Origin of the sequence: Serratia sp. JKS296 (assembly GCF_900215445.1) — a bacterium.
GTDB lineage: Bacteria > Pseudomonadota > Gammaproteobacteria > Enterobacterales > Enterobacteriaceae > Serratia > Serratia marcescens.
In genome coordinates this window covers 3945521-3968906 of sequence record NZ_OCMX01000001.1, presented here as the reverse complement: position 1 = coordinate 3968906, position 23386 = coordinate 3945521, and the positions used below count along the sequence as shown (strand labels likewise).

Below are 23386 nucleotides of genomic sequence, written 5' to 3'. Positions count from 1 at the left end.
CCCCGTTTCTTTACAGCGAATTGACCAGCGCTTCCAACTGACCGCGATTGGTCTGCTTGGTGTCCACCTTGACGTAGGCGCTGCGCTCTTCCGGCACCACGATCGCCTCGGCCACGCCGGGCTGCGCCTTCAGGCGGCTTTCCAGCGCCGAATCCTTCACCGCCAGTTCCGACAGCGTAATGCGCAGGCTGCTGACATACGGCGGCTCTTTCATGGTGCTGCTGACCAGGAACCAGACGGCGGCCAACACGGCACCAGCGATAAACACCAAGCCTGCCCCCTGCAAACCGTACAGCCAGCCGCCGAGGCTGCCGCCTATCGCCACGCCGATAAACTGGCTGGTGGAGTAGACCCCCATCGCGGTGCCTTTGTAGCCGGCCGGTGACTCTTTGCTAATCAGCGAAGGCAGAATGGCTTCCATCACGTTAAAGGCCATAAAGAACAGCTGTACGCCGGCGATGATGCCCCACAGGTGCGCGCCGGAGAGCCACAGCAGCACTTCGGCGCAAAACAGCACCGCCACGCAGCCCATAAACACCTGCTTCATGCGGCGATACTTTTCGGCATAGATGATGAACGGCACTACGGCGGCGAACGACACCAGCATGGTCACCAGGTAGACGATCCAGTGTTCGCTGGCCGCCAGCCCGGCTTTCTCCATCGCCAGCGGCAGCGCCACGAAGCTCGACATCAGCAGGATATGCAGGCACATGATGCCGACGTTGAGCTTCAGCAGGCGCGAGTTGCTCAGCACTTTGCGGAAGCTGCCGCGCACGATGCTGGACTCGCGGTTCAGCAGATGGGTATCGGCGGAAGGCACTACTGCCAGAGTGATGACGATGCCGGCCAGCGCCAGCACGGCGATCATCCAGAACAACGCATGTAAGCCAAAGGCATGAGTGATGATAGGGCCCAGAACCATGGCGATGGCGAAGGTGATACCGAAGCTGACGCCGATGAACGCCATCGCTTTGGTGCGGTTCTGCTCGCGGGTCAGATCGGAGAGCAGCGCCATTACCGCGGCGGCGATGGCGCCGGAGCCTTGCAACGCGCGGCCGAGGATCACGCCCCAGATAGAGTCAGTGACCGCGGCGATCACGCTGCCGAGGGCAAAAATCAGCAGGCCGCCGACGATCAGCGGTTTGCGGCCGATGCGATCGGACACCAGGCCGAACGGGATCTGAAACACCGCCTGCGCCAGGCCGTAGATGCCGATGGCGATGCCGATCAGCGCTTCGCTGGCGCCGTTGAGCGCCATGCCGTAGGTGGTCAGCACCGGCAATACCATAAACATGCCGAGCATGCGCAGGGAGAATACGGTGCCCAATCCCCAGGTAGCGCGGCGCTCCTGCGGGGTCATTGAATTATCGTTCACATCAAACCTCGGTAAAAACCATGCCATCAGACGTTGAGACAGCGCCTGATGGCATGATTTCTGTAAAGCTGCGTCATTTTAGTGTGCGGGGCAGGGGGGGTAAATCGAATGTTGTTTAACAGATATTACAGTTTGGCCGCTTTTCGGCGTGACAAATAAAATGGGCCGCAAAAGCGGCCCATTCACAGATGATTTGGCTTACCAAACGTAGGTCACCAGCGCTTCAGGCGCCGCCGTGGCGCTGAAGTCGATCGACATCATCACGCTCAGCGAGGTGATGGCGACGATGGAGAACACGAACAGTTTACGCGCCCAGACGCTGTCGTTTTCGGTCTTGTAACCGCGCAGCGCCATGCCCAGCCACCATACGCTCACCGCCGCAGCGACGATCAGGTACTTGTAGCCGGCATAACCTACCAGGGTCAGCATCAGCGTGGCGATCATAAATGCCAGGATGTAGACCGTAATGTGGTTCTTGGCGACGGAAATGCCTTTCACCACCGGCAGCACCGGAATGTTGGCCGCCTGGTAATCTTTAAAGCGGAAGATAGCGATCGCATAAGAATGCGGCATCTGCCACAGGCTAAAGATAGCCAGCAGGATCAACGCGCCGGCGTCGAACTCGTTGGTCACCGCGCAGTAGCCGATAACCGGCGGCGCGGCGCCCGACAGGCTGCCGATCAGCGTGCCGTAGACCGAATGGCGTTTCATGTACAGGCTGTAAACGCCGACATAAACCACGAAGCCCATCACCGCCAGCCACATGGCCAGCGGGTTGGCCGCGATATACAGCAACGCGAAGCCCGCAATACCCAACACGGTCGCATAAACCAGGGTGACACTCGGCGCGATCAGGCCTTTTACCAGCACCCGATTCTTCGTTCTCTCCATTTTCTTGTCGATGTCGCGGTCGATGTAGTTGTTAAACACACAGCCCGACGCGACCACCAACGAGACACCCACCAGGGTGGCGAGAAACAGGGGATAGTCGATGCTCCCTTTGGAAGCGAGCAGGAATCCCCCAACGACAGAAATTAAATTGCCGAAAATAATTCCTGGTTTAGTGACTTGCAGGTATTGCTTAATCATCACGTGCAGCTCAGCTCTTAATCGACCATCATATTGATGTTGAGGTTGTACATAATCCAGAGTGAACCTACAACAACGATACCGATGATCATAGCGGTGAACAGCAATGCCACCAGGTTCCAGCGCTCTTCCGATGAGGTGTTCATGTGCAGGAAGTAAACCAGGTGAACAATCACCTGGATAACCGCCATACCGACAACAACCGCCAGGATGGTGGAATGAGAGGCGGAGCCGTTCATTACCATCGCAAATGGAATTACCGTCAGGATGATCGACAGGATAAAGCCGATCAGGTATGACTTCACGCTGCCGTGGCTTGCGCCGCCGTGAGAGGTTTCATGGGATGAATGGCTCATTACATAACCCCCAGCAGGTAGACAACGGTAAATACGCAGATCCAGACCACGTCCAGGAAGTGCCAGAACAGGCTCAGGCACATCAGGCGGGTTTTGTTGGTCGCGGTCAGGCCGAACTTGCTCACCTGAATCATCAGCACGATGATCCAAATCAGGCCGGAAGTCACGTGCAGACCGTGGGTGCCGACCAGCGCGAAGAAGCTGGACAGGAACGCGCTGCGATCCGGACCGAAGCCTTCGGCGATCAGGTGATGGAATTCATAGATTTCCATCGCCACGAAGCCGAGACCAAACAGGAAGGTCAGGAACAACCAGGTGTTTACACCGCCAACTTTACCCTTGTTCATGGCGATCATCGCCATGCCGTAGGTGATGGAGCTGAACAACAGCAGGAAAGTTTCGACCAGGACAAACTTCAGGTCGAAGATGTCTTTGCCTGAGGGACCGCCAGCGGTCCCGTTCACCAGGACTGCATAAGTCGCGAACAAGCTCGCAAACAAAATACAGTCGCTCATCAGGTAGATCCAGAATCCGAAGACTTTGGTCTCTCCCGCGTCGTGGTGCCCATGCTCTGCATGGGCTGCGTTATGATTGGTCAGAGTTTCAGTTGACATGGTTCACGCCTGCTTTACGGATTTGTTCGTAGTGTTGGTTCTCAATGCGCTCGATTTCATCAACCTGCACATAGTAGTCAACATCGTGATCGAAGCTCTTGCCGATCCAGACAACGATCATACCGATGAAGCCGGCCAGAGCCATCCACCAGATTTCCCAAATCATTGCGAAACCGAATACCAGGCTGAAGAAGGCGATGATAACGCCGGCGCCGGTGTTCTTAGGCATATGAATCGGTTCGTATTTAGCCGGTTTCTTATACGCTTCGCCTTTTTCTTTCATGTCCCAGAATTCATCACGGTCATGAATCTGCGGCACTACGGCAAAGTTATAGAACGGCGGTGGAGACGAGGTTGACCACTCCAGAGTACGAGCACCCCATGGGTCACCGGTCAGATCGCGGTTCTGTTCGCGGTCACGGATACTGACGAAGATCTGGGTCAGCTGGCACAGGATGCCGCAGGCGATCAGCGCCGCACCGCCGGCTGCAACCAGCAGCAGAGGGTGGAACTCAGGGTTGATGTTCTGGCTGATACGACGGGTCATGCCCATAAAGCCCAATGCGTACAGCGGCATGAAGGCGGTGAAGAAGCCGATGATCCAGAACCAGAACGCGCGGATGCCCCATTTTTCGTTCAGCGTGAAGCCGAAGGATTTCGGGAACCAGTAGGTCAGGCCCGCGAAGCAACCGAACACCACGCCGCCGATGATGACGTTGTGGAAGTGAGCGATCAGGAACAGGCTGTTGTGCAGCACGAAGTTCGCGCCCGGCACCGCCAGCAGAACGCCGGTCATACCACCCACGGAGAAGGTGATGATGAAGCCAACGGTCCACAGCATCGCGGAGTTGAGCTTGATACGGCCCTGATACATGGTGAACAGCCAGTTGAAGATTTTCACCCCGGTCGGGATGGAAATGATCATGGTGGCGATACCGAAGAAGGCGTTAACGTTCGCGCCGGACCCCATGGTGAAGAAGTGGTGCAGCCAGACGATGAACGACAGAACGGTGATCGCGATGGTTGCCCATACCAGTGAGGTATAGCCGAACAGGCGTTTTCTGGAGAAGGTCGCGGTGACTTCGGAGAACACGCCGAACACCGGCAGAACCAGGATATACACCTCTGGGTGACCCCAGGCCCAAATCAGGTTGATGTACATCATCATGTTGCCGCCCATATCATTGGTGAAGAAATGGGTGCCCAGATAGCGATCCAGGGTCAGCAGCGCGATGGTGACGGTCAGAATTGGGAAAGAAACGATGATCAGGACGTTAGTACACAACGCCGCCCAGGTGAACACCGGCATCTTCATCATAGGCATGCCAGGGGCACGCATCTTCAGAATGGTGGCGAAGAAGTTCACGCCGGTCAGCAGGGTACCCAGACCGGAAATCTGCAGACTCCAGATCCAGTAATCGACTCCGACGCCAGGACTGTACTCTTTACCCGACAGCGGCGGATACGCCAGCCAACCGGTCTGAGCGAATTCACCGACCCCCAGGGAGATGTTGATCAGCACAACGCCCACCACGAAGAACCAGAAGCTCAGGGAGTTCAGGAACGGGAAGGCGACGTCGCGCGCACCGATTTGCAGCGGCACCACGACGTTCATCAGGCCGACCACGAAAGGCATCGCCATGAAGAAGATCATGATAACGCCGTGCGCGGTGAAGATCTGGTCGTAGTGGTGCGGCGGCAGGAACCCGGCTTCGCCGGCGGACGCCAACGCCTGCTGGCTACGCATCATGATGGCGTCGGCGAAGCCGCGCAGCAGCATGACCATCGCCACGATGATGTACATGATACCAATTTTTTTATGGTCGACCGAAGTCAGCCATTCGCTCCACAGCCACTTCCATTTGCCGAAATACGTCAGCAGCGCCAGCACTGCCAAGCCCCCGACAATAATTGCGGCTACGGTGACCATGATGATCGGTTCGTGGTACGGAACCGCATCAAGTGTTAATTTTCCCAACATCAGTTATTCCTCGGCTCCGGCGTGAGCAGCATGTTCACCCATGTCCATACCTTGGCTCATGTCCATGCCTTCGTGCGCGCCAGCGCCCTTGTGCATATCCATGTCGCCCATGAATTTGGCAATTGTTTCTTTGAACAAATTCGGTTTGACAGCGGCAAAGTACTCAACCGGGTTGTTTTCACTCGGCTCTGCCAGTTTGTTAAAGTCGTCGGTGGTGTTCAGGTTTTTAGACGATGCCTTCACCTTGGCCACCCACTGATCGAAGTCGCCTTCGGTCGGGGTAACGATCGCGGTGAATTTCATACCGGAGAAGCCTGCGCCGCTGTAGCTGCTGGAGATACCTTTGTAGGCACCGGCTTCGTTGCCGATCAGGTGCAGTTTGGTCTGCATGCCGGCCATCGCATAAATCTGTCCACCCAACTGCGGGATAAAGAACGAGTTCATTACCGAGTTAGAGGTGATCTTGAATTCGACTGGAACATCTTTCGGGAAAGCCAGCTCATTAACGGTCGCAATGCCTTGTTCCGGGTAGATGAACAGCCATTTCCAGTCGAGCGACACCACTTCGATCGTCATCGGCTTCTTGTCAGTGACAATCGGCTTGAACGGATCGAGTTCGTGGGTGGTCTTCCAGGTAATGGTGCCAAGGATGGCGATGATAATGATAGGAATGGTCCAGACGACCGCTTCGATCTTGTTGGAGTGGGCCCAGTTCGGACTGTACTTGGCGTCTTTGTTGGAAGCGCGATACTTCCAGGCAAAGGCGAACGCCATGAAGATAACTGGCACCACTACGATCAACATCAACGCGATTGCAGTGATAATCAGTGTCCGTTGCTCAACACCAATTGCTCCTTTGGGATTCATCAAAACCATATCGCAGCCACTGAGCAATACAGTGCCTGCGATTAATGACAGCATCCCAATACTTTTATTGTATTTCTTAAGTCTCATCTAACGACCTCAATAACAAAGGCTCAATTGTCGTTTCATGTGTGCGGGCATTTTACGGGAAGGTTGCAGTACTGTAAACATGCTTAAGGGAGTGTCAGCGGCTTGTTGACACTTTCTGTTAAGGGGGTCACAGATGTAACCCTGCGTGACAATTTACCAATGACAACAACGCGTTGGCACGCTGAATCGTGACGAGCAGCCCGTATGTTAAGGAAAACTAAAGGTATGATGAATTTGGCGAAGAAATGCGCGGCGGGGAAATACGCAGAAAAGGTTTATTTAATGTAAAATAATTGTGTCTTAAAGGTGAATTTAATTTTATTTCCGAGCGCGGCAGTCGGATAAAAAAATAATTTCCACGCCGATTATCTTTTTTTACCGAAATAAATATACCCCCGGATCGCTTTTTTTTCGGCCGGCGAAATCACCGGCCGTTCAGATTATGCCAAACGGGTGCGGCGCAGGGCGAGGTAATCCAACGTACTGCCCATTGCGACGCCGAGCAGGCTCAGCGCGGCGCCGGCCTGCAGCAGCCGATCGGCCAACTGCGGGGCCTGCGTCCAATCCAGCGCATTGGCGATAAGCAACAGCAACCACAGGCCCAACAGCGAACAGCCTAGCGTCAGCAAGCGCAGTGCCCAACGGTAAGATTCTGAAAACTCGGTGCGCGGCATAAAATTGTCATGCTGCTGGGTGTGCTCCAGCGTCTGACGACAGATACCGAGCAGCAGCAAGCCGGGCAGGGCAGCGGCGATAGAGAACAGGTAGAACAACGGCCAACCGTGGGCTTCGACGAACCAGCCGGCGATCGGGCCGACATAGACACGCCCTACGGCGGACAGCGCCGACAGCAGCGCGAACTGGGTGGCGGAGAACGACCGGTTGCACAGCGTCATCAGCAACGCCACGAAGGCCGCGGTGCCCATGCCGCCACACAGATTTTCGAGGAAGATGGCGCTGCCCATGGTGAGCAGGCTCTTGTCGGTCACCGCCAGGATCCAATACCCGAGATTGGAGACCGCCTGCAGGACGCCGAACAGCATCAGCGCGCGGAACAGGCTGAGACGCTGCATCAGCACGCCGCCGAACAGGGCGCCGACGATGGTCGCGAACAGGCCGAGGGTTTTGTTCACCAGCCCGACTTCACCGGCGTCGAACCCCACGCCGCGGATCAGGAAAGTGGTGCTCAGGCTGCCGGCGAAAGCGTCGCCCATTTTGTACATCACGATCAGCAGCAGGATCAGCCAGGCGTTGTTGCGGCCGAAGAAATCGCGCAGCGGCGCGACGACCGCCTGTTCCATGGTGCGCGGCGCCGGGATGTTTTCGTCCGGCTCCGGCGCCAGCAGCGTGGCGGCCACGCCGATCAGCATCAACCCGGCCATCAGCCAGTAGGTGGCTTGCCAGCCGAAATAGCGATCCGCCAGCCACAGCGCCAGGCCGCCGGAAACCAGCATCGCCAGCCGATAACCCAGCACCGAGATCGCTGCGCCCGTGCCCCGTTCTTCGGCTTTCAGCAGGTCGGTTTTATAGGCGTCGAACACGATATCTTGCGAGGCGGAGCAGAACGCCACCAGCACCGCCAACGCCGCCAGCCACCACAGGTGCTGCGCGGGCTGCATAAAGCCCATCGCCACAATCGCCGCCACCAGCAACAGCTGGCTGATCAGCAGCCAACCGCGCCGCCGTCCGAGAAACGGCGGGGTATAGCGGTCCATGAACGGCGACCAGAGGAATTTGAAGACGTAGGCCTGGCCCACCAGCGAGAAGATGCCGATGGTTTTCAGATCGATATTTTCGACGGTCATCCAGGCTTGCAGCGTGCCGGAGGTCAATGCCAGCGGCAGACCCGACGCGAAGCCCAGCAGCAGCAGAATGGCGGAGTTACGCTGGGTGAAGATGTTCAAATAGTGTTTCGACATGAGTTCCCTGTCTGCGCCGCCCGATCCGCCGGGCGGCACAAGGCGCGGCGATTAACGCGCGTTTTGCTTGATGAAATCGTTGACGCTGGTGTCCTGAGCCATGTCGGCGATCACGTCGCCCAGCACGGAGTTGACGGCGTCGGTGATCTTCTCGTTGGTCGCCGTGAAGGCGCCCTGCACGTTATAGGTCGAGCGGTAATTCTTCACCTGCTTGTTGCCGTTCTTCGCCTGGGCGATGATCGAGATGTCGGCTTTGGTGGTGATGTTGTAGCGCAGGTTACCTTCGGCGACGTCCGCGTACAGATTATTGACGACGATTTGCAGCGCCACCGGGCCGTCGGCGCCGATCATGTAGCCACGTGCGCCCATCTGTTTCTCCAGCACTTCCTGCAGCAGGAAACGCAGATCGCGCGATGGCGTCAGCGTGACCAGCTGGCCGTCGCGGTTCACCTTGGCCAGCGCCTGGTCGGTGCGCTGATCCGCGCCGTTGATGCTGACAGTGATGCCCTGCAGGGTAGGATCCTGCTGCGGCAGAACGATTTTCGGCGTGACGTTCAGGGTGTTGCTGCTGGTCGCGCAGCCGGCCAGCAGCAGGGCGGCCAGCAAAGGAAGACAAAGTTTCTTTAACATGTTTTCTGTCTCATTCTCGATGGATTTAGCAATAATCAGAGCGGGATAGCCGACAACAAATTGCCGACATCATAGCATCGCCGCCGTGCGGTGGAAGCGCGGAAGGCGCCTGAGTGACAAATTTTTACCTGCCGTTGATAAAAACACGCTTTTTTGGCCCGCTCAATCGGATAATCCCCCAAGCGGCGGGGATGGCGCTCATCATTTGACCGCAGAAAAGAGAAATTTGTCCCGGCGATGGTCTAAACGGGGGAAAACCGGCTAATATTGAACTAGATGGGCACGGTCCTCTGCCGGTGTTGTAAGGAGATCCTATGATTCGCGAGCAAATAGAAGCAAAGTTAAGGGCGGCGTTTGAGCCCGCGTATCTGGAAGTCGTTGATGAAAGCTATCGTCATAACGTTCCGGCGGGTTCAGAAAGCCATTTCAAAGTGGTATTGGTCAGCGATCGCTTCGTCGGCGAACGTTTTTTGACGCGCCACCGCTCTATCTACGGCGTATTGTCGGAGGAGCTGGCGGACGGCGTACACGCGCTGGCGCTGCATACCTATACGCTCAAAGAGTGGGAAGGTCTGCAGGATACCGTGCCGGCCTCGCCGCCGTGTCGCGGCGCGGGCACGCTGGCCTGAGGGGGAAATTTTCAGGTATCAGTGGAACTTTGCCCTTGAATTAGGGTATTACTACTGACGAATTTTGAAACGGCCTGCGGGCCGTTTCTGTTTTTGACGACGACATGGCCGACGCGCAATGTGGCCAACGTTCGGTCTGTTTTGGCGGCCTTTTGGCGATCGAATCGGCAAAAGTGTGAGTTTTAGCGCGCCTGCGCCGCCTAGCTTTCCTCGACTCGCCACGCATGCGCCGCTATAATGTCGCGTCTTATTTTTCCGGAATGGTTTCGGGACGCTTCTGTCATCAGGGAACTCGGTTCTTATCTGTAGCCGTCCTGGTTCTTGGAACGGAGTTGACCGAGCACTGTGATTTTTTTGAGGTAACAAGATGCAAGTTTCAGTAGAAACCACTCAAGGCCTTGGGCGCCGTCTCTCTATTACTGTACCGGCTGATACTATCAAGCAGGCGGTGAAGAAAGAGCTGATCAACGCAGCGAAAAGCGTGCGTATCGACGGCTTCCGCAAAGGCAAAGTGCCGATGAACATCGTGGAACAGCGTTACGGCGCCTCTGTTCGTCAGGACGTGCTGGGCGAAGCGATGCAGCGCAGCTTCGTTGACGCGATCATCAAAGAAAAGATTAATCCGGCCGGCGCACCAAACTACGTGCCGGGCGAGTACAAAGAAGGTGAAGACTTCACTTTCGCCGTTGAGTTCGAAGTGTATCCAGAAGTTGAGCTGAAAGGCCTGGAAAACATCGAAGTTGAAAAACCCGTGGTTGAAGTGAACGACGAAGACGTCGACGCGATGCTGGATACCCTGCGCAAGCAGCAGGCAACCTGGAAAGAAACCGATCGCGCAGCGGAAGCTGAAGATCGCGTGACCGTTGACTTCACCGGTTCTATCGACGGTGAAGAGTTCGAAGGCGGCAAAGCGTCCGACTTCGTGCTGGCAATGGGCCAGGGCCGCATGATCCCAGGCTTCGAAGAAGGTCTGGTTGGTCACAAAGCGGGCGAAGAGTTCTCCATCGACGTGAATTTCCCGGAAGACTACCACGCGGAAAACCTGAAGGGCAAAGCGGCCAAATTCGCTATCGTGCTGAAGAAAGTTGAAGAGCGCGAGCTGCCGGAACTGACCGAAGAGTTCATCAAGCGTTTCGGCGTGGCGGACGGTTCCGTTGCCGGCCTGCGCACCGAAGTTCGCAAGAACATGGAGCGCGAGCTGAAAGGCGCCGTGCGTAACCGCATCAAGTCTCAGGCGATCGACGGCCTGGTGAGCGCGAACGAAATCGACGTGCCTGCTGCCCTGATCGACGGCGAAATCGACGTGCTGCGTCGTCAGGCTGCACAGCGTTTCGGCGGCAACGAGAAGCAAGCGCTGGAACTGCCACGCGAACTGTTCGAAGAGCAAGCGAAACGCCGCGTAGTGGTTGGCCTGCTGCTGGGCGAAGTGATCAGCACCAACGATCTGAAAGCTGACGAAGACCGCGTGAAGACGCTGATCGAAGAAATGGCTTCTGCCTACGAAGATCCAAGCGAAGTCATCGAGTTCTACAGCAAAAACAAAGAGCTGATGAACAACATGCGCAACGTGGCTCTGGAAGAGCAAGCGGTTGAAGCCCTGCTGGCAAAAGCGAAAGTGACTGAAAAAGCCACTACCTTCAGCGAGCTGATGAACCAGACTCAACAGGCGTAATGCCGGCGTGCCGGGCGCGATGAATGGCGCCCCCGGTTTCGCCTGGCGAACCGGCGCACGATGAAAAAGCCCGCAACCTCAGGTTGCGGGCTTTTCTTTTTGCCACGTTGCTGATTAATCTCAGGTTAAGCGGGTTAATATGCACTATATTTACCCTGTTGCCTGGGGAACTGGCTGGCATGATAACGGTCAGATTAACGGCATCGTTTTCGGCGCGCGGAGAAAATCGGCCCCTGGGCTTGAAATTGCGCCGCGATCCCCCAATCTGTAAAGAATGATTCTGGGGCTGTTTGCCAAAGTGCGCGGGATAAACTAACCGTCGGGTACGTGCGGCGCGGGTCGAATGCTTGAGCATAGTCATCATGGCCGTTCTCAAGTAGAATCGGCGTATTAGGGTGACACCCTGGCCGCCAAGGCAATTTCTATTAGGAGACGGTAATGTCATACAGTGGCGAACGAGATCAATTTGCACCGAACATGGCGCTGGTGCCGATGGTGGTAGAGCAGACTTCACGCGGGGAGCGTTCTTACGACATTTATTCCCGCCTGCTGAAAGAGCGCATCATTTTCCTGACCGGCCAGGTGGAAGATCACATGGCCAACCTGATCGTGGCGCAAATGCTGTTCCTCGAAGCGGAAAGCCCGGAAAAAGACATTTTCCTCTACATCAACTCGCCGGGTGGGGTGATCACCGCGGGCATGTCGATTTATGACACCATGAAGTTCATCAAGCCGGACGTCAGCACTATCTGTATGGGCCAGGCGTGCTCGATGGGCTCCTTCCTGCTGACCGCGGGCGCCAAAGGCAAACGTTTCTGCCTGCCGAACTCGCGCGTGATGATTCACCAGCCGCTGGGCGGCTACCAGGGCCAGGCGACGGACATCGAAATCCACGCGCGTGAAATCCTCAAGGTGAAAGCGCGCATGAACGAACTGATGGCCGAGCATACCGGCCAGCCGCTGGAGCAGATCGAGCGCGACACCGAGCGCGATCGCTTTATGACCGCGGAAGAAGCCGTGGAATACGGCCTGGTTGACGGCATTCTGACACACCGCAGCTAGAACCACGCGGCGCCGATGGACTATAGTAATCAGAGTGGGCAGGGGCTCGCTCTGTTGTAGCCCCTCGGCGTTCCCGATATGAGTTTGGGCGCACTGCCGCCGTGATTTTCCTGCGGGACAAGACTAAAGAAGAGGTTTGACTGATGACAGATAAGCGCAAAGACGGTTCAGGAAAGCTGCTGTACTGCTCTTTTTGCGGCAAAAGCCAGCATGAAGTGCGTAAGCTGATTGCCGGGCCGTCAGTGTATATCTGCGATGAATGTGTCGATCTGTGTAACGACATTATTCGCGAAGAGATTAAAGAAGTTGCCCCGCATCGTGAGCGCAGTGCGCTGCCGACGCCGCACGAGATCCGCCACCACCTGGATGACTACGTCATCGGCCAGGAGCAGGCGAAGAAAGTGCTGGCGGTTGCGGTGTACAACCACTACAAACGCCTGCGCAACGGCGATACCAGCAACGGTATCGAGTTGGGCAAGAGCAACATCTTGCTGATCGGCCCGACCGGCAGCGGCAAAACTCTGCTGGCGGAAACGCTGGCGCGCTTCCTGGACGTGCCGTTCACCATGGCCGACGCCACCACGCTGACCGAAGCCGGTTATGTGGGCGAGGACGTGGAAAATATTATCCAGAAGCTGTTGCAAAAATGCGACTATGACGTGCAGAAAGCGCAGCGCGGCATCGTTTATATCGATGAAATCGATAAGATTTCCCGTAAGTCCGACAACCCGTCGATCACGCGTGACGTCTCGGGTGAAGGCGTGCAGCAGGCGCTGCTTAAGCTGATTGAAGGCACCATCGCCGCGGTTCCGCCGCAGGGCGGGCGCAAGCATCCGCAACAGGAATTCCTGCAGGTCGATACTTCCAAGATCCTGTTTATCTGCGGCGGCGCATTCGCCGGCCTGGATAAGGTGATCGGTCAACGCGTCAACACCGGCTCCGGCATCGGCTTCGGCGCGACCGTCAAGGGCGAGTCCGAGAAGGCCACCGAAGGCGAACTGCTGCTGCAGGCCGAACCGGAAGATTTGATCAAGTTTGGTCTGATCCCTGAGTTCATCGGCCGTCTGCCGGTGGTGGCGACCCTGAGCGAGCTGAGCGAAGACGCGCTGATTCAGATCCTGAAAGAGCCGAAGAACGCCCTGACCAAGCAGTATCAGGCGCTGTTCAATCTGGAAGGCGTGGAGCTGGAGTTCCGCGACGAAGCGCTGAACGCCATCGCCAAGAAAGCCATGGCGCGCAAAACCGGCGCCCGCGGCCTGCGTTCCATCGTGGAAGGCGCGCTGCTCGACACCATGTACGATCTGCCGTCGATGGACAGCGTAGACAAAGTGGTGATCGACGAGTCGGTGATCGCCGGCCAATCCAAACCGCTGCTGATTTACGGCAAGCCTGAAGCCCAGGCGTCTGGCGAATAATTAGCCAGTTAAACCAGCGCGTTATCAGCAAAATGGGGGATTTCATCCCCCATTTCTTTTTCCTGCATTCTTGCCGTTGAATGTAAGAGATTCATCCCCATATACTCATTAACCAGATTTTATGAAACGTTAGATGCTTGCGTCTCATGAGATTCCCCCTCAACCTGGCGGAAATTAAACTAAGAGAGAGCTCTATGAACCCTGAGCGTTCCGAACGCATTGAAATCCCCGTTTTGCCATTGCGCGACGTGGTGGTTTATCCGCACATGGTGATCCCGTTATTTGTTGGCCGGGAAAAATCGATTCGGTGCCTCGAAGCCGCAATGGATCACGATAAGAAGATCATGCTGGTGGCACAGAAAGAGGCCTCAACGGATGAACCTGGCATTAACGACTTGTTCTCGGTCGGCACCGTAGCGTCGATCCTGCAGATGCTGAAGCTGCCGGACGGCACGGTAAAAGTGCTGGTCGAGGGGCTGCAGCGCGCACGCATCACTACGCTGTCCGACAGCGGTGAGCATTTCGCCGCGCAGGCGGAATACCTTGAGTCGCCGGCTATCGACGAGCGCGAGCAGGAAGTGCTGGTGCGCACCGCGATCAATCAGTTTGAAGGCTATATCAAACTGAACAAAAAAATCCCGCCGGAGGTGCTGACTTCACTCAACAGCATCGACGACGCCGCGCGCCTGGCGGACACCATCGCCGCCCATATGCCGCTGAAGCTCAGCGATAAGCAGTCGGTGCTCGAGATGTCCGACATCACCGAGCGTCTGGAATACCTGATGGCGATGATGGAATCGGAGATCGATCTGCTGCAGGTTGAGAAACGCATCCGTAACCGCGTCAAGAAGCAGATGGAGAAGAGCCAGCGCGAGTACTATCTGAATGAGCAGATGAAGGCGATTCAGAAAGAACTGGGCGAGATGGACGACGCGCCGGACGAGCACGAAGCGCTGAAGCGCAAGATCGATGCGGCGAAAATGCCGAAAGAGGCGCGCGAAAAAACCGAAGCGGAACTGCAAAAGCTGAAGATGATGTCGCCGATGTCGGCGGAAGCGACCGTGGTGCGCGGCTACATCGACTGGATGCTGCAGGTGCCGTGGAATGCGCGCAGCAAGGTGAAAAAAGACCTGAACAAGGCGCAGGAAGTGCTCGATACCGATCACTACGGCCTGGAGCGCGTCAAGGATCGCATCCTCGAGTACCTCGCGGTGCAGAGTCGCGTCAGCAAAATCAAGGGGCCGATCCTGTGTCTGGTGGGGCCGCCGGGCGTGGGTAAAACCTCGCTGGGGCAGTCGATCGCCAAAGCGACCGGTCGCCAGTACGTGCGCATGGCGCTGGGCGGCGTGCGTGACGAAGCGGAAATCCGCGGGCACCGTCGTACCTACATCGGTTCGATGCCGGGCAAACTGATCCAGAAGATGGCCAAGGTTGGGGTGAAGAACCCGCTGTTCCTGCTGGATGAGATCGACAAGATGTCTTCCGACATGCGCGGCGATCCGGCTTCCGCTCTGCTGGAGGTGCTGGATCCGGAACAGAACGTGGCGTTCAACGACCACTATCTGGAAGTGGATTACGATCTGTCCGACGTGATGTTCGTCGCCACCTCGAACTCGATGAACATTCCTGCGCCGCTGCTGGACCGTATGGAAGTGATCCGCCTGTCGGGTTATACCGAGGACGAGAAGCTCAACATCGCCAAACAGCACCTGCTGCCGAAGCAGCTTGAGCGCAATGCGCTGAAAAAAGGCGAACTGACGGTCGACGACAGCGCCATCATCGGCATCATTCGCTTCTACACCCGCGAAGCCGGGGTGCGTAGCCTGGAGCGTGAAATCTCCAAGCTGTGCCGTAAAGCGGTGAAAACGTTGCTGATGGACAAGAAGCGCAAGCATATCGAGATCAACGGCGACAACCTGAAGGATTACCTGGGCGTGCAGCGCGTCGATTACGGCCGTGCGGATACCGAAAACCGCGTGGGCGAAGTCACCGGGCTGGCGTGGACGGAAGTGGGCGGCGATCTGCTGACCATCGAAACCGCCTGCGTGCCGGGCAAAGGCAAGCTGACCTACACCGGTTCTCTGGGTGAAGTGATGCAGGAATCGATTCAGGCGGCGCTGACCGTGGTGCGCGCGCGCGCGGAGAAATTGGGCATCAACGCCGATTTCTACGAGAAACGCGACATCCACGTGCACGTGCCGGAAGGGGCGACGCCGAAAGACGGCCCGAGCGCCGGTATCGCGATGTGCACCGCGCTGGTCTCCTGCCTGACCGGCAACCCGGTACGCGCCGATGTGGCGATGACCGGCGAGATCACGCTGCGCGGTCAGGTGTTGCCGATCGGCGGCCTGAAAGAGAAGCTGCTGGCGGCGCATCGTGGCGGCATCAAAACCGTGCTGATCCCTTACGAGAACAAGCGCGATCTGGAAGAGATTCCGGACAATGTTATCGCCGATCTGGAGATTCATCCGGTGCAGCGAATCGATGAAGTTTTGAACATTGCGTTGCAAAACCCGGCCTTCGGCGCACTGCCGGTAGCGGCAAAATAGTGACGAATCGCAAAAACCATTGATAAAACTTATACTGGCAAGCCATTTCGGACTTGCCAGTATTTTTTTGTACCGCTAAGTTAGATCTCTGTCGGCCCGCGTTTTGTCACCCAGTCGGTGGCTTGCCAAGGTTCGATGGGATTGATATAACAGCTGCGCTGTCGCAACCGTAGGGATTTTTCGGTGCGACGATAGAATTCTAGAGGGGATGATAGAGTGAATAAGTCACAACTGATCGACAAGATTGCCGCAGGTGCTGATATTTCCAAAGCGGCAGCGGGACGTGCTTTAGACGCAGTAATCGCTTCCGTTACCGACTCCCTGAAAGCAGGGGATGACGTGGCTCTGGTAGGTTTCGGTTCCTTTACCGTGCGTGAACGTTCGGCCCGTACCGGCCGCAACCCGCAGACCGGTAAAGAGATCAAGATCGCGGCAGCCAAAGTACCTGCCTTCCGTGCAGGGAAAGCGCTGAAAGACGCTGTAAACTGATTTAGCGTCTAACCGTTTAGCGTAACAGGGTTTTGTAATAAACAATCACCTGACGCAGCGGTGCTGGTAAGGTAAGATACAAGGCGCATCGGACTGATGCGCTTTTTTTATTTTTGTCGCAGGGAACGCGCCTGCGCAAGGGTTGTTAATCCACATCACAGCGGAGTGTTGTCACACTATGATGGACAATTTACGCGCGGCTGCCAATCACGTCGTGCTCAAAATCATCCTGGCCCTGATCATCCTGTCATTCGTTCTGACCGGGGTGGGTAACTACCTGATCGGCGGCTCCGGCGATTATGCTGCGAAAGTAAATGGTCAGACGATCGAACGCGCTCAGCTGGAACAGGCTTTCCAAAGCGAGCGCAGCCGCATGCAGCAGCAGCTGGGTGACCAGTTCTCTGCGCTGGCCGGCAACGAAGGCTACATGCAGCAGATGCGCCGTCAGGTGTTGTCCCAGTTGATCGACAACATGCTGCTCGACCAGTACGCCAAAAAGCTGGGCCTGGCGGTCAGCGACGATCAGATCAAGGACGCCATCCGCAAGGCGCCTTACTTCCAGACCAACGGCCAGTTCGATAACGCCAAATATCTCGATCTGATCGGCCGCATGGGTTACACCGCCGACAACTTCGCGCAGTCGATGCGTCAGCAGTTGGTCAATCAGCAGGTGATCCAGGCCTTCGGCGAGTCCGGTTTCGTGCTGCCGTCTGAATCGCAAGCCATGGCGGCGCTGGTGCTGCAGGAGCGCGACGTGCGCCTGGCGACCATCGATTTGAAAGCGCTGCAGGCGAAACAAAGCGCCGGCGACGATGAACTGAAGGCGTATTACGATCAGAACAAGAACAGCTTCATCGCCCCGGAGCAGGTGAAGGTGAGCTATATCCCGCTGGACGCCGCGTCCATGCAGGACAAGGTGAAAGTGAGCGAAGAGGACATCAGCGCTTACTACGACCAGCACAAGAGCAGCTACGGCCAGCCTGAGCGTAAAAACTACAGCGTGATCCAGTTGAAAACCGAGGCGGAAGCCAACGCGGCGCTGGACGAGCTGAAGAAGGGCGCCGATTTCGCCACGCTGGCGAAAGAGAAATCCACCGACATCATCTCGCGCCGCACCGGCGGCGAACTGGGGTGGCTGGAGCCGGAAACCACCGCCGATGAGCTGAAGCAGGCTAACCTGACCGAGAAAGGGCAGCTGTCCGGCGTGGTGAAATCCTCTGTCGGCTTCCTGATCGTGCGTTTGAACGACATCGAACCTGAGAAACTGAAACCGCTGAGCGACGTGCATGACGCTATCGCCAAGCAGGTGCAGCAGGAGAAAGCGGTAGACGCGTATTACGCGCTGCAGCAGAAGGTGAGCGAAGCGGCGACCAGCGACAACGAATCTCTGGCCTCGGCTGAAGAAGCGGCCGGCGTGAAAGCGGCGCAAAGCGACTGGTTCACCCGTGACAACATTCCTGCCGCGCTGAACTTCAAGCCGGTGGTGCAGGCGATCTTCGACGGCTCGCTGATCGGCGAGAACGGCGCGCCGGGCAGCAACTCCGACGTGATCACCGTAGACGGCGACCGCGCCTTCGTGGTGCGCGTGAGCGGCCACAAGCCGGAAGGCATCGAACCGTTAGACCAGGTAAAAGACCGCGTGGCGGAACTGGTGAAACGCAACAAGGCGCTGCAGGCAGCGAAGCTGCAGGGCGAGAAGCTGTTGGTTGAGCTGAAGCAGGGCAAGGGCGACGAAGCGATGAAAGCCGCCGGCCTGAGCTTTGGCGCCGTGCAGAAGATGGCGCGCGCGCCGGAAGACAGCCAGCTGGTGGAGAGCGTGTTCGCGCTGCCGCACCCGCAGGACGGCAAACCGGTGTACGGCATGTCGCAGGATCGCCAGGACAACGTGGTGCTGATTGCGCTTGATGCGGTGAAGCCGGGCACGCTGCCGGAAGACGAAATGAAAACCTTCGTCGGCAAGATGGAAGAGGGCGCGACCGGCGTCTCCTTCGATTCGCTGCTGGCGAGCCTGCGTAAAGAAGCCAAGATCAAAATGGGCGCCGCTGAGCAACAGCCTCAGTAATCGCCGCATTTTTCTGCAACGCAGTGCAACAAACAAAGGCCGCTTTCGCGGCCTTTTCCATATCTGACATCCGTCGATTGCTGAATATCCGCCGCCGCGGCAAGGTAGCCGTGCTGTCACACACAAGGAGGATACAGCATGCAATATTCAGAGAAAAAAGCGTTTTTCGGTTACCGTCGTCACGTTAACGCCGCGCTGACCGCGCTGTTGTTATGCCTGGCCGGGCCGGCCGCCGCGGTGGAAAAAAACGAGGCGCCCATGCTCTCAACACCGGTGGGCAATGGCGGGCAATCGGTGATGACCAAGGCAACCGAAGAGGCGGCGGTCAGCATCAATCAGGCCACCGCCGAACAGCTGGCCGCCGCCTTGAGCGGCGTCGGTCTGAAGAAGGCGGAAGGCATCGTGCGCTATCGCGAACAGAACGGGCCGTTCACCCAGGTTGAGCAGTTGCAGGAGGTGCCGGGCATCGGGCCGGCGCTGTTTGAGAAGAACCGCACCCGGCTGAAAATGTGATCCCGGTCGCGGCTGCGTGGCAAAATGCCGCTGAGGCCGTGACTCCTCTGCTACATTTTACAGGTCTTACCAGTTTGGCGCGTTGACCAAACGGGCGAGGGAGCCAGCGTGGCTCCCTCTTTCTGTAATCACCAGGCAGGAGCGATCGTTCCCTATGCAAACCTTTATCAAAGTTCGCGGTTATCACCTTGATGTTTACCAGCACGTTAACAACGCCCGCTATCTGGAGTTTCTGGAAGAGGCGCGTTGGGAGTGGTTGGAGAACGAAGCCGGGTTCCGCTGGATGACGGAAAACAACATCGCTTTCATCGTGGTGAACATCAATATCAATTACCGCAGCCCGGCGGTATTGGGGGATAAGCTGCGTATCGACAGCCAGATGGTGCAGCTCAACGGCAAGAGCGGGGTGCTGAGCCAAAAGGTGACGCAGGATCCGGCGGGGACGCCGGTGGCAGACGCGCTGCTGACTTTCGTGTGCGTCGATCTGAAAACGCAGCGGGCGCTGCCGATCGAAGGCGAATTGCGCGAGCACCTGGAGGCGCTCACGCTGAAGGATAATCCGCAGTAAGCTCACGGGCGGCAGAGGCTGCCGCCGTCACTGCCCTCAGGCCAGGCCGGCTTTCTGTTTCAACGCCGCCATCACTTCTGCCTGGTTGGCCCGGTACTGCGTCAGGCCATTGGCGCGCAGGTTGCAGGCGGCGCACTCGCCGCAGCCGTCACCCTTGATGCCGTTGTAGCAGGTCAGCGTATCCTGGCGTACGCGATCCAGCTGGTGGTAATAATCCGCCAGCGCCCAGGTCTCGGCCTTGTTCAGCCACATCAGCGGCGTTTCGAAGCGGATATCGCGGGCGATACCCAGCGTCACCGCCTTGTTCAGCGCTTTAACGAACTCGTCGCGGCAATCCGGGTAGCCGGAGAAATCGGTTTCACACACGCCGGTGATCACCGCTTCCGCTTCGACCTGGTAGGCGTAGATCGCCGCCAGCGTCAGGAACAGGATGTTGCGGCCCGGCACGAAGGTGCTCGGCAGCGCATTTTTCTGGTTGGGATCGTAGGCGGGAACCGGAATATTGTCGCGCGTCAGGCTGCTGACGGCCAGCTCATTGAGCAGCGTCACGTCCAGCACCTTGTGCGCCTTGGCGCCGAGGGCTACCGACAGCGCTTGAGCCACTTCAATCTCGGCACGATGGCGCTGGCCGTAATCGAACGTGACGCAGTGAACTTCGTCATACTGTTGCAATGCCTGGATCAAGCAGGTCGTGGAGTCTTGTCCACCGCTGAAAACGACAACCGCGCGCTTCATAAAATCACCTTTTTGGGCTTTGGCCTCTCCCGATACACATTCGGGCGGCAGGATAAAAATTGCGTTGCGGCGACAATAGTAGCAGAAAGGGCCGCCAGGCGCAGGGCGGTTCGGCTCAGGCCGGTGCGTCATCCACCGGCGGCGGCAGCCACGCCTGGCAAAAATCGAACCAGCCGTGCGCGGTCAGCGTCACGCCATGCATGCGCGGCGGTGCGCTGATCTGATACTGGTAGTGAAACAGCGGCGTGATGATGGCGGCGGCCATCAGCTGTTGATAATAGGCCTGCAGTTGTTCGAAGCGCGGTTGCTGCGCCTGCAGCTGCTGGATCTGCCGCAGCATATCCTGTTGCTGCTGCCAGCGGCTTTCCGTGAGGATGCCGCGCCACAGCGTATCCTGACGCAGCCAGCTCTCCAGCGTCGCCTCCGGCGCCTCGCCGATCAAGTTGTCCGCCAGCAGCAGGTCGGCCTGGGCGATCTGTTCCTCGCTTTGCCAGCGCTTGCCGGCGTAGTAGCGCACTTCCAGCTCGCAGCCGTGCTGCGCGAGCAACCGCTGTAGCGCGGCCGTCACCGTTTCCAGCTCGACCGGCGGCCGATACAGCAGCGTCAGCCGGGCGGGCAGGGCGACGTCCTCTTCGACCTGTTGGTGCGGGATGCGCCAGCCGGGCAGCATTTCATGGCTGGGGGTGATCACGCTGTTGGGGATCGGCAGATGGTTCAGCAGGCCGGACTGCTGGATCAGCATCAGCAGCTTTTGCCCCTGGGCTTCGCTCAGCACGCCGTGGCGCAGGTTCAGCGCCAAATAACACCAGCCCAGGCTCATGCTGCGCTGCACTGGCCGGGCCTGCGCCAAATCGTCTTGCTGGCCTATGGTGATGCGTACCGGATGCTGGCAGCTGGTGTCGGCGCCGGCGGTGGGCAGATCGGGGGTGATCCAGTATTCGATGGTGTCCAGATACGGATGCTGCAGATGGTAACCGGCGTGCTGTTCCAGCCGCACCAGCTGCGGTTCATTCAACGTCAGCTTGAACGGGCCGGCGCCGATGGCCGGCAGCTCCGGATGGGTCATCAGACAAGGCAGCTCCGCCAGCCGGTGGGCCAGCCAATAGTCCGGCAACTGCAGATCGAACTGAATGCACAGCGGATGCGGCAGGCTGATGCGCGCGACGTTAGTCAGGCTCGGTTGGCTGCGCGGATGGCGCTGCAGTTTTTCCAGCGTTTGCAGCAGCTGGTGGCCGGTCAACGGTTCGCCGTTGTGCCAGCGTAGCTGGCTGCGCAGAAAGAAGCGCCAGCGCAGGCCGCGATCGCTAATCTGCCAATGGTGCGCCAGATCGGGTTGCGGTTCCGGGTTACCGGTCATCAGGCGCGTCAGTCCGGCGTGCAGGGTCGACACCAGATGTTGTTCGGCGCGGCCGGTCAGCGTGAGCGGGTCGAGCGCCTCCAGCGTGCGGTAATAGGGAATGCGCAGCGTCGGGCTGCCGGCCTGCCATTGTCCGCCGAGGTGCGGGCTGAGCAGATCCTGCAGGTGCTGCGGATCGAGCTGCGCCATCTCCAGCGCCCCCTGATGATTGCCCTGTTGCAACAGCTGCTGCAACAGCTGCGCGCGCAGTTCATCCGGGGTTTTCAGGCAGTGCAGGCGAGCGCGTTTGCCGCGGCCGGGCTGCGAATGCCAGCTCAGCCAGCCTTGATCCTGCAGCTGTTGCACCAACGTGCGGGCATGGCGTTCGCTGCAGTAGAACATCGCCGCCAGCTCGCCGATGGTCACGGCGACCGGCGCGCTGCCGAGCTGATGGTACAGGCGTTGATATTGGCTGAGACGGTGAACCAGGCGCATGGGCAGAAATCCGGAACAGTTTTCTCAAATTGTTCACTATTACTTCCGCAAATGCCATCCCATACTGCAGTGATTGTAATCGCGTTCACATTCAAGAGGTCTTTATGTATCGCCTGGCAGCTTTCGATATGGACGGCACGCTGTTGATGCCGGATCACCGGGTTGGTCCGGAAACGCTGGCGGTGCTGAACCAGCTGGTGGAGCGGGAGATGGTGGTGACGTTCGCCACCGGGCGGCACTACCTCGATGCGCAACCGATCATGGCGCAACTGGGGCTGCACGGTTACCTGATCACCGGCAACGGCACGCGGGTATATGACAACCGCGGCCAACAGCTGCACGCCACCGACCTGCCGGCGGAGATTGCCGAAGAGGTGCTGCATCATCATTGGCGCACCCGCGCCAGCATGCATGTATTCCGCGACGAAGGTTGGCTGACCGAGTTTCCCGTGCCGGAAGAGATGCTGCGGGCGCACCACCTGAGCGGTTTTCGTTTTCAACTGGCCGATGTGCGCCGTCTGCCGGCGTTCGGCAACAGCAAGGTGTGCTTTGTCGCGCCGCATGAAGAGTTGCTGGCGTTGCAGGTGCAGCTGCGGGCGCAGTTGGGCGACGAGGCAGACCTGTGCTTTTCCGCCTACGACTGTCTGGAGGTGCTGCCGCTCGGTTGCAACAAAGGCACGGCGCTGGAGCGGCTGAGCCGTCATCTGGGGCTGACGATGGCCGACTGCATGGCGTTCGGCGACGCGATGAACGACAAAGAGATGCTGGGAGCGGTGGGGCACGGCGTGGTGATGGGCAATGCCCTGCCGCAGCTGAAATCCCTGCTGCCGCAGCTACCGGTTATCGGCCATTGCCAACAACAGGCGGTGGCCCACTATTTACAACATTGGCTGCGTTCACCTTGCCTCACCTATTCCCCCGAAGAATGAGGTTCTCCTTACAG

At 57.9% G+C, this 23386-nt stretch carries 20 protein-coding genes; 10 read left to right on the top strand and 10 right to left on the bottom strand.

What is annotated here, in order from left to right; translation table 11 throughout:
- Positions 1-10: 10 nt before the first annotated feature.
- The 8 genes from CRO23_RS19025 to CRO23_RS18990 all read right to left on the bottom strand — a co-directional run bounded on the left by CRO23_RS19025 (position 11) and on the right by CRO23_RS18990 (position 8918).
- Positions 11-1375 carry an MFS transporter gene (locus CRO23_RS19025; RefSeq protein ID WP_176519329.1) on the bottom strand — a complete coding sequence of 455 codons (1365 nt, stop codon included), beginning with the start codon at positions 1373-1375 and terminating at the stop codon, positions 11-13.
- Positions 1376-1573: 198 nt separating this feature from the next.
- Positions 1574-2464, bottom strand: a complete 891-nt coding sequence (gene cyoE / locus CRO23_RS19020) for a heme o synthase (protein WP_015376842.1) — start codon at positions 2462-2464, stop codon at positions 1574-1576.
- A gap of 17 nt (positions 2465-2481) precedes the next feature.
- Positions 2482-2820, bottom strand: a complete 339-nt coding sequence (locus CRO23_RS19015; protein WP_016928864.1) for a cytochrome o ubiquinol oxidase subunit IV — start codon at positions 2818-2820, stop codon at positions 2482-2484.
- Positions 2820-3434, bottom strand: coding sequence for a cytochrome o ubiquinol oxidase subunit III (locus CRO23_RS19010; protein WP_004940367.1), 615 nt, complete (start codon positions 3432-3434; stop codon positions 2820-2822). Before CRO23_RS19010 ends, CRO23_RS19015 begins: the two co-directional genes overlap by 1 nt.
- On the bottom strand, positions 3424-5415 hold the full coding sequence (cyoB, locus tag CRO23_RS19005) for a cytochrome o ubiquinol oxidase subunit I (protein WP_004940366.1): 1992 nt from the start codon (positions 5413-5415) through the stop codon (positions 3424-3426). The genes CRO23_RS19010 and cyoB overlap by 11 nt, the downstream gene beginning before the upstream one ends.
- A 3-nt stretch (positions 5416-5418) precedes the next feature.
- Positions 5419-6369 carry a cytochrome o ubiquinol oxidase subunit II gene (gene cyoA, locus CRO23_RS19000; RefSeq protein ID WP_004940365.1) on the bottom strand — a complete coding sequence of 317 codons (951 nt, stop codon included), beginning with the start codon at positions 6367-6369 and terminating at the stop codon, positions 5419-5421.
- A gap of 440 nt (positions 6370-6809) precedes the next feature.
- Positions 6810-8288 (bottom strand): muropeptide MFS transporter AmpG, encoded by a 1479-nt coding sequence (gene ampG, locus CRO23_RS18995; RefSeq protein ID WP_097102656.1) that lies wholly within the window; start codon positions 8286-8288, stop codon positions 6810-6812.
- A 51-nt stretch (positions 8289-8339) separates the two neighbouring features.
- Entirely contained in the window at positions 8340-8918 is a 579-nt protein-coding gene (locus CRO23_RS18990; protein WP_004940363.1) for a lipoprotein, read from the bottom strand.
- A 314-nt stretch (positions 8919-9232) separates the two neighbouring features.
- Between CRO23_RS18990 and bolA the strand changes: the two genes are divergently transcribed.
- The 9 genes from bolA to CRO23_RS18945 all read left to right on the top strand — a co-directional run bounded on the left by bolA (position 9233) and on the right by CRO23_RS18945 (position 19877).
- Positions 9233-9547, top strand: coding sequence for a transcriptional regulator BolA (bolA, locus tag CRO23_RS18985; RefSeq protein WP_004940361.1), 315 nt, complete (start codon positions 9233-9235; stop codon positions 9545-9547).
- 367 nt (positions 9548-9914) lie between these two features.
- A complete protein-coding gene (gene tig / locus CRO23_RS18980; protein ID WP_004940358.1) occupies positions 9915-11219 on the top strand; it encodes a trigger factor in 1305 nt (434 codons plus the stop codon).
- 438 nt (positions 11220-11657) lie between these two features.
- A complete protein-coding gene (gene clpP / locus CRO23_RS18975; RefSeq protein ID WP_016928858.1) occupies positions 11658-12281 on the top strand; it encodes an ATP-dependent Clp endopeptidase proteolytic subunit ClpP in 624 nt (207 codons plus the stop codon).
- Positions 12282-12424: 143 nt separating this feature from the next.
- On the top strand, positions 12425-13696 hold the full coding sequence (gene clpX, locus CRO23_RS18970) for an ATP-dependent protease ATP-binding subunit ClpX (RefSeq protein ID WP_004940354.1): 1272 nt from the start codon (positions 12425-12427) through the stop codon (positions 13694-13696).
- A gap of 194 nt (positions 13697-13890) precedes the next feature.
- A complete protein-coding gene (gene lon, locus CRO23_RS18965) occupies positions 13891-16245 on the top strand; it encodes an endopeptidase La (protein WP_004940352.1) in 2355 nt (784 codons plus the stop codon).
- 216 nt (positions 16246-16461) lie between these two features.
- The gene (gene hupB / locus CRO23_RS18960) at positions 16462-16734 is read left to right on the top strand and encodes a nucleoid-associated protein HU-beta (protein ID WP_004940351.1); all 273 of its coding nucleotides are present in this window, start codon (positions 16462-16464) and stop codon (positions 16732-16734) included.
- 178 nt (positions 16735-16912) lie between these two features.
- Positions 16913-18796: a peptidylprolyl isomerase gene (gene ppiD, locus CRO23_RS18955; RefSeq protein ID WP_097102654.1), complete on the top strand. Its 1884-nt coding sequence runs from the start codon at positions 16913-16915 to the stop codon at positions 18794-18796.
- Positions 18797-18934: 138 nt separating this feature from the next.
- The gene (locus CRO23_RS18950; protein ID WP_016928856.1) at positions 18935-19309 is read left to right on the top strand and encodes a ComEA family DNA-binding protein; all 375 of its coding nucleotides are present in this window, start codon (positions 18935-18937) and stop codon (positions 19307-19309) included.
- 154 nt (positions 19310-19463) lie between these two features.
- The gene (locus CRO23_RS18945; protein ID WP_004940344.1) at positions 19464-19877 is read left to right on the top strand and encodes an acyl-CoA thioesterase; all 414 of its coding nucleotides are present in this window, start codon (positions 19464-19466) and stop codon (positions 19875-19877) included.
- Positions 19878-19913: 36 nt separating this feature from the next.
- Here the strand turns inward: CRO23_RS18945 and queC are convergent, their stop codons facing one another.
- The gene (gene queC, locus CRO23_RS18940) at positions 19914-20612 is read right to left on the bottom strand and encodes a 7-cyano-7-deazaguanine synthase QueC (protein WP_016928855.1); all 699 of its coding nucleotides are present in this window, start codon (positions 20610-20612) and stop codon (positions 19914-19916) included.
- A gap of 115 nt (positions 20613-20727) precedes the next feature.
- The gene (locus CRO23_RS18935) at positions 20728-22443 is read right to left on the bottom strand and encodes an SgrR family transcriptional regulator (RefSeq protein WP_097102652.1); all 1716 of its coding nucleotides are present in this window, start codon (positions 22441-22443) and stop codon (positions 20728-20730) included.
- Positions 22444-22547: 104 nt separating this feature from the next.
- On the opposite strand from CRO23_RS18935, the gene cof reads away from it, so the two are divergent.
- Complete coding sequence (gene cof / locus CRO23_RS18930; protein WP_049299678.1) at positions 22548-23372, top strand: HMP-PP phosphatase; 825 nt, start codon at positions 22548-22550, stop codon at positions 23370-23372.
- Positions 23373-23386: the final 14 nt, after the last annotated feature.

Coding starts and splice junctions, on each gene's coding strand:
- CRO23_RS18945 (WP_004940344.1), top strand. CDS start 19,464: ATGCAAACCTTTATCAAAGTTCGCGGTTATCACCTTGATGTTTACCAG.
- tig (WP_004940358.1), top strand. CDS start 9,915: ATGCAAGTTTCAGTAGAAACCACTCAAGGCCTTGGGCGCCGTCTCTCT.
- queC (WP_016928855.1), bottom strand. CDS start 20,612: ATGAAGCGCGCGGTTGTCGTTTTCAGCGGTGGACAAGACTCCACGACC.
- cof (WP_049299678.1), top strand. CDS start 22,548: ATGTATCGCCTGGCAGCTTTCGATATGGACGGCACGCTGTTGATGCCG.
- CRO23_RS18950 (WP_016928856.1), top strand. CDS start 18,935: ATGCAATATTCAGAGAAAAAAGCGTTTTTCGGTTACCGTCGTCACGTT.
- ampG (WP_097102656.1), bottom strand. CDS start 8,288: ATGTCGAAACACTATTTGAACATCTTCACCCAGCGTAACTCCGCCATT.
- CRO23_RS19010 (WP_004940367.1), bottom strand. CDS start 3,434: ATGTCAACTGAAACTCTGACCAATCATAACGCAGCCCATGCAGAGCAT.
- CRO23_RS19015 (WP_016928864.1), bottom strand. CDS start 2,820: ATGAGCCATTCATCCCATGAAACCTCTCACGGCGGCGCAAGCCACGGC.
- lon (WP_004940352.1), top strand. CDS start 13,891: ATGAACCCTGAGCGTTCCGAACGCATTGAAATCCCCGTTTTGCCATTG.
- CRO23_RS18935 (WP_097102652.1), bottom strand. CDS start 22,443: ATGCGCCTGGTTCACCGTCTCAGCCAATATCAACGCCTGTACCATCAG.
- cyoB (WP_004940366.1), bottom strand. CDS start 5,415: ATGTTGGGAAAATTAACACTTGATGCGGTTCCGTACCACGAACCGATC.
- ppiD (WP_097102654.1), top strand. CDS start 16,913: ATGATGGACAATTTACGCGCGGCTGCCAATCACGTCGTGCTCAAAATC.
- clpP (WP_016928858.1), top strand. CDS start 11,658: ATGTCATACAGTGGCGAACGAGATCAATTTGCACCGAACATGGCGCTG.
- cyoA (WP_004940365.1), bottom strand. CDS start 6,369: ATGAGACTTAAGAAATACAATAAAAGTATTGGGATGCTGTCATTAATC.
- bolA (WP_004940361.1), top strand. CDS start 9,233: ATGATTCGCGAGCAAATAGAAGCAAAGTTAAGGGCGGCGTTTGAGCCC.
- CRO23_RS18990 (WP_004940363.1), bottom strand. CDS start 8,918: ATGTTAAAGAAACTTTGTCTTCCTTTGCTGGCCGCCCTGCTGCTGGCC.
- cyoE (WP_015376842.1), bottom strand. CDS start 2,464: ATGATTAAGCAATACCTGCAAGTCACTAAACCAGGAATTATTTTCGGC.
- clpX (WP_004940354.1), top strand. CDS start 12,425: ATGACAGATAAGCGCAAAGACGGTTCAGGAAAGCTGCTGTACTGCTCT.